The sequence below is a fragment of the Amycolatopsis sp. FDAARGOS 1241 genome, from assembly GCF_016889705.1.
In the GTDB taxonomy this organism is placed as follows: Bacteria; Actinomycetota; Actinomycetes; order Mycobacteriales; family Pseudonocardiaceae; genus Amycolatopsis.
Genome location: NZ_CP069526.1, coordinates 2,213,608 through 2,225,481, shown reverse-complemented (window position 1 = coordinate 2,225,481; position 11,874 = coordinate 2,213,608). Strand labels below are relative to the sequence as shown.

General features: G+C 72.7%; 9 protein-coding genes. 2 read left to right on the top strand and 7 right to left on the bottom strand.

All coding sequences use genetic code 11. From position 1 onward, the window contains the following. Positions 1–73: 73 nt before the first annotated feature. The 3 genes from rpmA to I6J71_RS10980 all read right to left on the bottom strand — a co-directional run bounded on the left by rpmA (position 74) and on the right by I6J71_RS10980 (position 4,093). Positions 74–331 (bottom strand): 50S ribosomal protein L27, encoded by a 258-nt coding sequence (gene rpmA, locus I6J71_RS10990; protein WP_204094616.1) that lies wholly within the window; start codon positions 329–331, stop codon positions 74–76. Between the two features lie 47 nt (positions 332–378). After that, a complete protein-coding gene (rplU, locus tag I6J71_RS10985) occupies positions 379–693 on the bottom strand; it encodes a 50S ribosomal protein L21 (RefSeq protein ID WP_009081084.1) in 315 nt (104 codons plus the stop codon). Positions 694–874: 181 nt separating this feature from the next. Further along, positions 875–4,093, bottom strand: coding sequence for a translation initiation factor IF-2 N-terminal domain-containing protein (locus tag I6J71_RS10980; protein WP_204094615.1), 3,219 nt, complete (start codon positions 4,091–4,093; stop codon positions 875–877). Positions 4,094–4,605: 512 nt separating this feature from the next. Between I6J71_RS10980 and I6J71_RS10975 the strand changes: the two genes are divergently transcribed. Both I6J71_RS10975 and I6J71_RS10970 read left to right on the top strand, forming a co-directional pair. Further along, positions 4,606–6,051: a S8 family serine peptidase gene (locus I6J71_RS10975; RefSeq protein ID WP_204094614.1), complete on the top strand. Its 1,446-nt coding sequence runs from the start codon at positions 4,606–4,608 to the stop codon at positions 6,049–6,051. 86 nt (positions 6,052–6,137) lie between these two features. Beyond that, complete coding sequence (locus tag I6J71_RS10970; RefSeq protein ID WP_204094613.1) at positions 6,138–7,097, top strand: LuxR family transcriptional regulator; 960 nt, start codon at positions 6,138–6,140, stop codon at positions 7,095–7,097. Between the two features lie 159 nt (positions 7,098–7,256). Here I6J71_RS10970 and I6J71_RS10965 read toward each other — a convergent pair whose 3' ends face one another. The 4 genes from I6J71_RS10965 to I6J71_RS10950 all read right to left on the bottom strand — a co-directional run bounded on the left by I6J71_RS10965 (position 7,257) and on the right by I6J71_RS10950 (position 11,843). After that, entirely contained in the window at positions 7,257–9,176 is a 1,920-nt protein-coding gene (locus I6J71_RS10965) for a hypothetical protein (protein ID WP_204094612.1), read from the bottom strand. An 86-nt stretch (positions 9,177–9,262) separates the two neighbouring features. Continuing rightward, complete coding sequence (locus I6J71_RS10960; RefSeq protein WP_204094611.1) at positions 9,263–10,099, bottom strand: ABC transporter permease; 837 nt, start codon at positions 10,097–10,099, stop codon at positions 9,263–9,265. Further along, on the bottom strand, positions 10,099–10,902 hold the full coding sequence (locus I6J71_RS10955) for an ABC transporter permease (protein ID WP_204094610.1): 804 nt from the start codon (positions 10,900–10,902) through the stop codon (positions 10,099–10,101). The genes I6J71_RS10960 and I6J71_RS10955 overlap by 1 nt, the downstream gene beginning before the upstream one ends. Further along, positions 10,902–11,843, bottom strand: a complete 942-nt coding sequence (locus I6J71_RS10950; RefSeq protein WP_204094609.1) for an ABC transporter ATP-binding protein — start codon at positions 11,841–11,843, stop codon at positions 10,902–10,904. Before I6J71_RS10950 ends, I6J71_RS10955 begins: the two co-directional genes overlap by 1 nt. Positions 11,844–11,874: the final 31 nt, after the last annotated feature.

Genomic DNA, 11,874 nt, shown 5'->3' with positions numbered 1-11,874 from the left:
AACGAGGGGTGGCGCCGGGTATTCCGGCTCCACCCCTCGTTCGAGAGTCGTACGTGTCGAAGAAGCCGAAAACTCAGGCTTCGACCGGCACGATGTTGACCGTCTTGCGGCCACGCTTCGTGCCGAACTCGACCGCACCGGCGGCGAGCGCGAACAGCGTGTCGTCGCCGCCACGGCCGACGTTCACGCCGGGGTGGAACTTGGTGCCGCGCTGGCGGACCAGGATCTCGCCGGCGTTGACCTCCTGGCCGCCGTAGCGCTTCACGCCCAGCCGCTGGGCGTTGGAGTCACGACCGTTGCGGGAGCTGGACGCACCCTTCTTGTGAGCCATCGCTCAAGCCCTTCTTGCAAAGTTTCAGTCTACGAAGATCCGAAGAACTACTTGGAGATGCCGGTGACCTCGACGCGGGTCAGCTTCTGCCGGTGACCCTGGCGCTTGTGGTAGCCGGTCTTGTTCTTGAACTTGTGGATCCGGATCTTCGGACCCTTGGTCTGCTCCACGACCTTGCCGGTGACCGAGACCTTCGCCAACGCGTCGGCGTCCGTGGTGACCTCGCCACCGTCCACGAACAGCACGGCGGGAAAGGTGTGCTCGGTGCCCGGCTCGCCCTCGAGCTTCTCGACCTCGACGACGTCGCCGACGGCCACCTTGTACTGCTTGCCGCCGGTCTTGACGATCGCGTACGCCGACACGGAAGTCTCCTGCATTAACTCGGCCCTAAAACTACTAGGCAATCGGGTGGGGGGCTGGCGCGGACGGCCCGCCCGGGGGCGGTCCAGGTGCTCGCGCAGCGGCCTGCTCTGGTGGCAGGCCGTACTACAGGTTACGTGAGGTTCCCCGGTGGATGGACACCGGGGTCCCCTACGTGGTCTTTCAGCTCTGCTCCGTGGCGTGCACCGGCGGACCCGCCGGCCGCGACGCCGCCCGGCGCGGACGGCGCCGGGTGGGCCGCGTCGCCGGGACCGGCACGTTGGCCTCGGATTCGGCCTCCTGAGCCGCCTCAGCAGACTCGTCCGCCTCAGCGGCTCCAGCCGGCTCCGGCTGGACCTCCGACGCGGCGGTCTCGCTCTCCGCAGCCGGCTGGGCCTCGTCCGAGCGAACCTCCGCGGCCTCCGCTTTGGCCTCCGAGCCGGCCTGGACATCGGCCGCCCGCTCGGCCGGAGCCTCCGCAGCTGCGGCGGCCTGGCGCGCAGCCCGTGCCTCGCGGCGGGACTTGCGCTGGTCACCGGTCGTGTCCTCGGCGGCCTGCCCGGCCTCGCCACCGGCGGTCGCCGCGTGGACCTCGCCACCGGCCGTGGCCTCGCCGCCCGGTGCCGGCTGGCCGGCAGCCTCGGGCGCCTCAGCGGGCTCGTGGTCGGTCTTGACCGACGCCGCCTTCGACGCGTTCACCATGGCCTGCACGGCGGACACCGCGGATTCGCGCTGCTCGGGCGTCGGGCCGGCCGGCTGGTCGGCCTTCGGGTGCTCGGTGTGCTGCTCCTCGGTCTTGCCACCGCGGCCGCGGGAGCGCCGGGACCCCTTGCTGTCCGCGCCGGCGGCGTGGTTGTGCCCGTTGTGCCCGTTGCCGCCGCCGTTGCGCTGCAGCTCGGTCGACACGATCACGCCGCGGCCCTTGCAGTGCTCGCACGGCGTCGAGAACGCCTCGAGCAGGCCCGTGCCGATCTTCTTGCGCGTCATCTGGACCAGGCCCAGCGACGTCACCTCCGCGACCTGGTGGCGCGTGCGGTCGCGGCCCAGGCACTCGGTGAGGCGGCGCAGCACCAGTTCGCGGTTGGACTCGAGCACCATGTCGATGAAGTCGATCACGATGATGCCGCCGATGTCGCGCAGCCGCAGCTGGCGGACGATCTCCTCCGCCGACTCCAGGTTGTTGCGCGTCACCGTCTCCTCGAGGTTGCCGCCCGAGCCGGTGAACTTGCCCGTGTTGACGTCGATGACCGTCATGGCCTCGGTGCGGTCGATCACGAGGTACCCGCCCGAGGGCAGCCAGACCTTGCGGTCGAGGGCCTTCATGATCTGCTCGTCGACCCGGTGGTCGGCGAACACGTCGCCGGTGCCGGTGTAACGCTTGAGCCGATCGGTCAGGTCCGGGGCGACGTGCTCGACGTAGGAGCGGATGGTCTCCCACGCCTTGCCGCCCTGCACCTCGAGCTTGGCGAAGTCCTCGGTGAACAGGTCGCGCACGACCTTCACCAGCAGGTCGGGCTCCTCGTAGAGCATGGTCGGCGCGCCGCCCTTGCGGGCGGACCCGGCGTCGGCCTTCTCCTTGATGACGTCCCACTGCGCCTTGAGTCGTCGGACATCGCGGTCGAGCTCCTCCTCGCTGATGCCCTCCGAGGCGGTGCGGATGATCACGCCCGCGTCCTCGGGGACGATGCGCTTGAGGATGTCCTTGAGGCGGCGCCGCTCGTTCTCCGGCAGCTTGCGCGAAATGCCGGTGGCCCCGCCGGCCGGCACGTAGACCAGGAAGCGGCCCGGCAGCGAGATCTGCGTGGTCAGCCGGGCACCCTTGTGCCCGACCGGGTCCTTGGTGACCTGCACGAGCACGCTGTCGCCGGTGGACAGGGCCTGCTCGATCTTGCGCGCCTTGCCCTCGAGGCCGGCGGCGTCCCAGTCGACTTCACCGGCGTACAGCACGGCGTTGCGGCCGCGGCCGATGTCGATGAACGCGGCCTCCATGCTCGGCAGCACGTTCTGCACGCGGCCGAGGTAGACGTTGCCGACGATCGAGCCGCTGCCGGCCGACGTGACGAAGTGCTCCACGAGGACGCCGTCCTCGAGCACGCCGATCTGCGTGTTGTCGCCCTTCTCGGCGACGACCATCGTGCGCTCCACCGACTCCCGGCGGGCCAGGAACTCGGCCTCGGACAGGATCGGCGCGCGGCGGCGGCCGGCCTCGCGGCCGTCGCGGCGGCGCTGGCGCTTGGCCTCCAGGCGCGTGGAGCCGCGGACGCTGCGCACCTCATCGCGCGCCGGGCGCTCGGCCTGCTCGGCCTTGCCCTGGCGCACGTGGGTGACGGTGTTCGGCGGGTCGTCGCCGCCCGCGGCGTCGGCGGTGTCGTCGTCCCCGCCCTTGCGGCGGCGCCGGCGGCGCCGGCGGCGGCTGCCACCCTCGCCGTCGACCTCGCTGTCGGCGTCGCCGTCCGCGGAGGACTCGTCGGACTCGCCCTCGGCGCGTTCACCGGCCTCGGTGTCGGCCTGCTTGTCCTTGTCGTCCTCGTCCTTGTCCCTGTCCCTGTCGTCCTCGCGCTTGCGGCCCTGGTCCTCGCCGGGCTCCTCGTCGGTGTCGGCACCTTCGTCGCCGCCCTTGCCGCGACCGCGGCCGCGACGTCCGCGCCGGCGGCGGCGCCGGCCGCCGGGGCCTTCGCCGTCTTCGTCGGAGCGGTCGTCGGCCTCGTCGGCCGTGGTGTCCTCGACCTGCTCTTCCTCAGCCTGCTCGGCCTTCACCGGCTCGGAGCCGACGCCGAACACGGCCTCGGGCCGCGGCCGCGCGGGGCGTTCTGCCGCCGGCTCGGGCTCCGGTGGCAGGAACACCGGCGACGGCGCGGCGAACACCGGCACGTGCACCGGGCGCTTGGCCTGCGCGGACTGCGGTTCGGGCTCGGTCTCGGCAGCCGGGGCTTCGGCGGCCGGGATCGCGGGCGCGACGCTGCGGCGCACGCGACGGCGCGCGGGCGTCCGTTCCTCCGGCTCGGCGGCGGGCGCCGCGGGCTCGGCCTGCGCTTGGGCAGCGGAAGCCGCAGCGGCGGGCTCGGGCTGCGGCGAAGCGGCCTCGGCGCTTTCGGCCGCCGGGGACGCCTCGAAAGTCTCGGAAGTCTCGGCCGCCTCAACGGTTTCCGCGCCGGCTTCGTCGGCCGGCTCAGCCAGTGCCTCGGCCACGCGGAACGCGACCTCACGGGTCACGCTCGACTGCGCGCTGCGGGGGCTCTCCCCCAGTTCGGCCAGCTTGGCGAGCAGGTCGCGGCTGCTCTGGCCCAGCAGCTTGGCCAGCGCGTGCACACGGATGCGCGGCGGCAGCTCGCCCAACTGGCTCGCCACGGATGCGGCGGTATTCCCGCCGGTCTGATCGGCGGGTGTGTCCGCGTTCGACATGTGTCTCCTCCGCCCCCGGGCGCGTCGGCCGGTTCCCACCGGTGACGACGCGGCCGCGCAGGGGCCCTTTCTGTTTCGTGCCCGCCGTGGTGGTGACCAGCGGCGGGAATCCTTGCTCGGCAACCGTGCGGCCCACCGGGGTTCGGCGAGCCGGGCACGGCCAGGTCTCCTCGGCGGTGCGCCGGCACGGCTAGCAGCCCCCGCGGACCGGCTCCACGACGTCGAGCTGCCCGGCCTCCCGGGGGCGACGCGCGCGGTGCCTGTCCGGCACTCCTCCGGACCGCGCACGACGCGGGCGGGATGCCCGTCGACGAGGCGGTCGACGTGAGTATCCCACACCCGGGGGTGAACCCGGTGTAGTCGGTGCCCCGCAGCAGGCAACCGGGCGTGCCGGGCTCATGCGGGCGGGCGAACTTGGCCGTTCTGCTTGTCGAGCCGCTCCGGCCTGGCTAGCGTGCGGCTCGGGCACGCGTGCGCACGCACGCGTGTTCCCCCGCTCGGTAGGAGGTCCGGTGTCCCTGCTGGCGCGGCCGCTGCGCGCGGCCGTGTGCCTGGTCGCGGTGCTTTCGGGGTGCCTCGCCGCCGTACCGGTGGCGGACGCGGACGGCACCGGGTGCCGCCCTGCGGGCCGGCCGCTGCGCTACGTCGTCGCCTTCGACCGCGGGACATCCGAGGACTCCGCCGACGCGCAGGTCGAGGCCGCGTGCGGTCACCCGACCGGGTACTACCCGCAGATCGCCGTGGCGGTCGTCACTTCGGGCGATCCGGATTTCGCCGGCCACATCGGGCTCGACCGCGCGTTCAGTGCGCAGGCCACGCGACTGGCGGCCCAGCGCGCGACCGGCGACCCGGTGCGGCCGCAGCCGGCGCGGGCCGAGCTGCGCCTGTCCGACCCGGCGCGGGTGCCGGCGGCGGACCTGTCGGGCGAGCAGTGGGACATGCGGGTGGTCGACGCGACCTGGGCGCACCAGGTGTCCGAAGGCAGCCGCGACGTGGTGGTCGGTGTGCTGGATTCCGGCGTCGACCCGCACCACCCCGACCTCGCGGGCGCGCTGGACCCGGCCGACTCCGCGGGCTGCCTCACCGGCGTCGCCGACCCGCGGCCCGAGGCGTGGCAGCCGACCACGTCGGTGCACGGCACGCACGTCGCGGGCATCATCGCCGCGGCCGACGACGGCAAGGGCGTGACCGGGGTCGCGCCCGGCGTGCGGATCGCGTCGGTGAAGGTGATCGACGACCGCGGTTACGCCGATCCGGAGGCCGCGGTGTGCGGTCTGATGTGGTCGGCCGCCCACCACTTCCCCGTGACCAACAGCAGCTGGTTCGTGAACCCGTGGTCCCTCTCGTGCGTGCGCGGCGACGACCGGGGAGTGGTGCACGAGGTGCTCGCGCGCGCCGTCGAGTACGCGACCTCGGCCGGGACGCTGAACGTCGCCGCGGCGACGAACGAGGCGGTGGACCTCACGCCGTCGGCCCGCTCGGGCGTGCGAGCGCCGAGCGCGGCGAAGTGCGAAGCGCTGCCCGCGGGTCTGCGGGACGTGGTGGCGGTGTCGGCCGTCGGCACTGACCGGGTGAAGGCGGGCTACAGCTCGTACGGCCTCGGTGTGGTGGATGTCACCGCGCCGGGTGGCGAAGCGGGCCGCTGCGTGGTGTCGACCGTGCCCGGCGGGTACGGGCCGCTGTGCGGGACGTCGATGGCCGCGCCGCACGTCGCGGGTGTGCTCGCGCTGCTGAAATCGGCGCACCCGAGCATGGGACCCGCCGCGCTCCGGCGCACGCTGGAGACGCGGGCGACGCCCATGCCCTGCCCCGACGACTACGACCTCACCGGCGACGGTACGCAGGACGCGTACTGCGCCGGCTACGACAGCTACAACGGCTTCTACGGCCACGGCATGGTCGACGCGCTCGCCGCCGTGACGCCGCCGGCGAAGGGTCTGCCGAACCCCGCGCGGTGAGCCGTGACCGCACCGACTCACCCGTGATCCTTGATCGACACCTGCACCGAGTTGGATACCTCGGGCACGGACGACGAGGAGGTGCGGTGCTCGAAGCGCTCGGCCTGACCGCCGATGAGGAACGGGTCTTCCGCGTGCTCGTGGACGGCTACCGCGCGATTCCCGCCGACGTCGCTGCGCGGCTGGGGATCGCGGCGGCCGAGGCGGAACGGGTGCTCGGCGCGCTCGTGACGAAGCGGCTCGTGAGCCGCACCGGCGAGCACTACGTGCCCGCGCCACCCGACGTGTCGCTCGGCCCGCTGTTGCTGCAGGGTCAGTCGGAGCTCGAACGCGCGCGGGCAGCGGTGACGGAACTGGCCGAGCAGTACCGCGGCAACGTGCGCCGGCGTGATCCGTCGCGGTTGGTCGAGGTGGTCACGGGCGCGGAGGCGATCCGGCAGCAAGCTCTCTCGCTGCAACGCGACGCGCGCGAAGAAGTCCTCTGGTTCTGCCGCGAGGCGCCGATCGCGATGGCCGCTTCGGAGAACGACGAGGAGTTCCGCGCGCTGGGGCGGGGCGTGCGGTTCCGCGTGCTGTACGAGACGGCGCTGCTCGAAGAGCCGGGCGCGGTCGCGGGCGTCGCCGAGGGCATCCGCCGGGGCGAGCGCGCCCGGACGATCGCGAAGCTGCCCGTGCGGCTCGCCGTGGCCGACCGGGCGATCGCCCTGTGCCCGCTGGCCGACGACGAGACCACGGGCGAGCCGACGGCCGCGCTCGTGCTGGGCAGCAGCCTGGTGACCGGGCTGGTGGCGCTGTTCGAGAGCTACTGGGAACGCGCGTCGCCCCTGCGGATCGACGGTGCCCCCGGCGACGCTCCCCTGACCGCCGACGAACGCCGGCTGCTGTCCCTGCTCGTCGGCGGCGTGAGCGACAAGTCGATCGCGAAGCACCTCGGCATCAGTCCGCGCACGGTCCAGCGGCGGTTGCAGGACCTGATGCAGCGGGCCGACGCGTCGAGCCGGATGCAACTGGCCTGGCAGGTGGCGAAGCTCGGCTGGCTGGACTGACGGCCACGGCTCGTGGCTGCCGTCGTGCGGCCGAAGCCGGCCGAGCTCCTCGCGCCGGCCGCCGACCTCGGCCAAGGCCACGACCCAGCACCCTGCGCGGTGAAACCTGGGAGCGATCCTCGGCCGGGCGTCCACTGTGGAGGCCCGGCCGGGGATCGGTCAGCGCAGGGGCAGGCGGTAGACGCCGGCGCCGGTGCCGGCGAAGAGCCAGCGGCCGTCGGGGGCGGGCAGGAGGGTGCGGACGTCGCGGTCGAGCGGCTGGGTGGGCAGCGCGGCGAAGCGCGTGCCGCCGTCGGTGCTGCGGAAGACACCTCGGCCGGGTTCGTACTTGGTGCCCGACGAGACGTACAGCGTGCCGTCGTGGGTGAAGGTGGCGTCGGAGTAGTCCGCGCTGCCGAGACCCGTCGCGGTGCGGAACGTGGCGCCGCCGTCGCGGGTGACCTTCACGAACCCGGACCCCGCGACGACGACGTGGCGCGGGTCGCGTGGATCGACGGCGACGTGGGCGACCTCGCCGTCGAAGACCTTGCTCGCGGTCGTGGCGCCGTCGGTGCTGCGGTAGAGGCCAGTGACGTCGCCGATCCACAGCGTTCCGCGCGGGTCGGCGGCCAGCGACCGCACGCCGTCGAGGCCGGGGATCGCGTGCTGGGTGAGGGTGCGGCCGCCGTCGTGGCTCGTGTAGACCGCCGGCGTGAGGTAGCTGCCGGCGTAGACGGTGCCGGAGTGGCGCGGGTCGACGACGAGCGAGCGCGAGTTGCCCGGCACGGTCGCGAGCGGCGACCACGTCGTGCCACCGTCACCGGAGCGTTCGAGGGTGAAGCAGTCGACTTCGCAGTAACCCTGGCGCACGCGCAGCACGGTCTTGGCGGAAACGTCCGCGAGCGCGCCGACGGAGTTGGCGAACGTGCCGGGCGCCTTTCCGGTCCAGCCCCAGTCCTGGTAGCCGCGCGGCAGGTGCGTCGCGAGCGGTGCGGTGGAGCGGTAGGTGCCGCTGCCGGTGGCCGCGAGCAGCGCCGGCCCGGCGGTGGCGAGGGCGTTCACCTCGGTGTCCGGGACGCCGATGCGCTTGAAGGAAGCCGAATCGCGGGTGGAGAAGATGCCGGCGGGCCCGGAGACGACCTCCTCTTGCGGGCGGTCGGGGAAGGCGCCGATCTCGGAGTAGAGGTCGACGGCGCCGGTCGCGGCCGGGTGGTCCGTCCACGTGCGACCGCGATCACGGGACAGCCACACGCCGCGGGTGCCGGGGCTGCCGTCGGGCTGCGCGGAACCGATGGTCTGGACCTCCAGCGAGCCGTCGGCGGTGAGGCCGGTGAAGGCCGCCGCGTCGTCGGCTCCCCACGGGCCGGTGAGGGTGCGGAAGGTCCGCCCGGCGTCGGTGGAGAGCACACCGCTGCCGAGCACTCCGGAGCCGACTACCACACCGTCGCCGGCGGACAGGCTCGTGAGGTACGGCGTGCCCGGCACCCCCAGTTTGCGCGGCAGCTCCGGCCGGGCGAGCGCGTCGTCGACGACGTGGATCTCGGCACCGGTGGTCAGGTAGAGCTCGTCGCCGTCGAGGGCGAGGTCGGTGACGCCCGTCGGCGAGCCAGGCAGCTTCGCCCAGTGGCGGCCGTGGTCGGTGCTGGTGAGCACACCGGCTTCGCCGGCGACGAACACGTCCTCGCCTGTGCCCGACACGACGACTGAGCTGAGACCGCCGGGGCTCGTCGCGACCGTGCGGAAGGTGCGCGCCGCGTCGTCGCTGCGAAGCACCTCGCCGGTCCCGGTGACCTGGTCGAGAGCGGCGACGTACACGACGTCGCCGTCGCGCGGGTCGGCGGCGATCGCGTAGCCCGTGGGGCCGAGCGCGCCCTGCGTCATCCAGGTGTCGCCGTGGTCGTCCGTGCGGTAGACGCTCCGGCCGGTGTCGGGCAGCACGTAGAGGCGCGCCGGCCGGTCGGGGGTGAACGCGAGGTGGCCGCCGGCGCTGTTCGGCCCGACGAGTTGCCACGGCTGCAGGTGCGCGGCCGCGGCGGGCGCGGCCGCGGCGGGGACGGCCAGTGCGAGGGTCAGGCCGGCGGCGAGCGTGGCCGCAGTCAAGGATCTTCCGTGCATCGGGCCAGCTTGGGGCAGGCCGGCGGCCCCCGTCACCGGCCGCACGGTGGCCGAATTGCGTCAGGTCGGATTTACGTCAACAGCAGCTTCGCGATCCGCCGCGTGGAGCCCCAGACGCCGATCGCCGCCAGCACCAGCAAATACGCGAGGTTGCCCGCCATGCCCCACGAGAAGTAGCCGATGGCGAGACCGCGCATGAGCTCGATGCCGTGGTAGAGCGGGAAGCACCGGACCAGCCACTGCAGCGCCTCGGGGTACACCGTGATCGGGAAGAACGTGGTGGAGAACAGGAACATCGGCATCAGCACGAGCTGGATGTAGTCGAACTGCGACGTCGACTTCAGGTAGCTCACGAGCGTGATGCTGATGGCGGCGAACGAGAACGACACCAGCAGCGCGACGGGCAGGAGCAGCAGCGCCCACCAGCTCGTGAGCAACCCCAGCGCGCCGGTGACGGCCATGAACGCCACGGAGTACAGCCCGCCCCGCAGCATCGCCCAGCCGATCTCGCCCAGCGCGACGTCGAGGGGCCCGATGGGCGTGGCGAGCATGGCGTCGTACGTCTTGGCGTAGCGCAGCTTGAAGAACAGGTTGTACGTGCTTTCGAAGACAGCACCGTTCATCGCCGAGGACGCCAGCAGCGCGGGCGCCACGAACGCGACGTAGCTCATCGGCTGCCCGTCGGGCCCCGGCACGCTCGTGACGAGCTTGCCGAACCCGACCTGGAACGCGAACAGGTAGAACAACGGTTCGAGCGCCCCGGAGACGAGGATCGTCCACGATCGCCCGTACACGGTGATCGCCCGCTCGATGATCGCGCCGGCCCGCCCGCTGTACATTCCGGGCGGCAGGATGCGGATGAGCAACCCGCGGCGCTCGGTGAGCTCGGGGATCTCCACGTCGGTCATCACGCCACCAGCCGGCGGTAGAACCAGCGGTGGGCCAAGCCCCAGCCGACCGCGACGAGCGCGAGCAGGTACGCCGCGTGCCCAGCCGAGGCCCACGGCGCTACGCCCCCGAGGGTGGTGGCGCGGGCGAGCTGCGTGCCGTGCCAGAGCGGGGACAGCCAGGCGAGCCAGCGCAGGTACAGCGGGATCTGGCTGATCGGGAAGAAGGTGCCCGAGAACAGCGTCATGGGCATCACCACGAAGCGGAAGATCAGGCCGAAGCGCTGGCCCTCGTCGAAGGTCTTGGCGGCCAGGGCCGTCATCGGGGCGGCGCACGACAGGCCGGTGAGCGTGCCGACGACGATCACGGCCAGGGCGCCGAAGTTCTGCCACGCGCCGAAGAACACGGCGATCAGCGCGTAGATCGCGCCCGCCAGCGTGAGTTTCAACGTCGTCCAGATGAAGTGGCCGCCGAGGAGCTGGCCCGCGGACACAGGGGTGGCCGTGACGGCGAGGTAGTCCTTCTGCCACTTGAACCCCGACAGCACGGGGTACGTCGAGTCGCCCACGGCCTGTTGCGTCGCGCCGGCCACGAGCAGCGCCGGCGCGACGTACACGAGGTACGAGAAGCCGCCCGTCGCCGGACCCGCTTGCACCTGCGAACCGAAGCCGAGCCCCATCGCGGCCAGGAACAGCACCGGTTGCAGCCCGGTGGAGTACAGCGTGCTGACCCAGTGCCGCCGGTACCAGGTCCAGTGGCCCTCGACGCGCAGCCACGCGCCCTGCCAGGGACCGACTACGCGGCCCGTCGCGGAGATCGTCATCAGTCCACCAGCGTCCGGCCGGTCAGCCGCAGGAAGACGTCCTCCAGCGAACTGCGCCGCACCAGGCTCGACACCGGGCGCAGGCCCCGCTCGTGGGCTCGTTCCAGCGTCGCCTCGCCCGTCATCGTGTACAGCAGCACGCGGTCGGGCAGCACTTCGACGCGTTCGGCGAGCCCCTCCACCACAGCGGCGGCCGCGGCCTGCTCCCCCGGCGCGAACCGCAGCTCCACGACCTCACGCGTCGAGTACCGCGCGATCAGCTCCGCCGGCGACCCCTCCGCCGCGATCCGTCCGCCGTCCATGACGACGAGCCGGTCGCACAGCTGCTCGGCTTCGTCCATGTAGTGCGTGGTCACGATCAGTGTGGTGCCCCGCGCCTTGAGCCGGAACAGCCGGTCCCACAGCAGATGCCGTGCCTGCGGATCGAGGCCCGTGGTCGGCTCGTCGAGCAGCAGCAGCTCCGGGTCGTTCACGAGCGACCGCGCGATCGTCAGCCGCCGCTTCATGCCGCCCGACAGGGAGTCGACCGGTTTCTCCGCGCGGTCGCTCAGCTGCGCGAACTCCATCAGCTCCTCGGCCTTCGCCCGCACGTGGGCGCGCGACAGTCCGAAGTAACGCCCGTAGATCTGCAGGTTCTGCCGCACGGTGAGCTCGACGTCGAGGTTGTCCTCCTGCGGCACCACGCCGAGGCGAGCACGGATGCGCGGCCCGTCCACGTCCGGGTCCATCCCCAGCACACGCAGGTCGCCGTCGGTGCGCGGCGACACGCACGCGATCATCCGCATCGTCGACGACTTCCCGGCGCCGTTGGGCCCGAGGAAGCCGAACGCCTCCCCGGGCCGCACCTCGACGTCGATGCCACGCACCGCCTCGAACTCACCGAACCGCTTCACCAGTGCCTTCGCCTGCACCAGCGCCGATTCCGCCGCTGACTCTCCCACCCGTCGAACACTAGGCGCGACCACCGACACT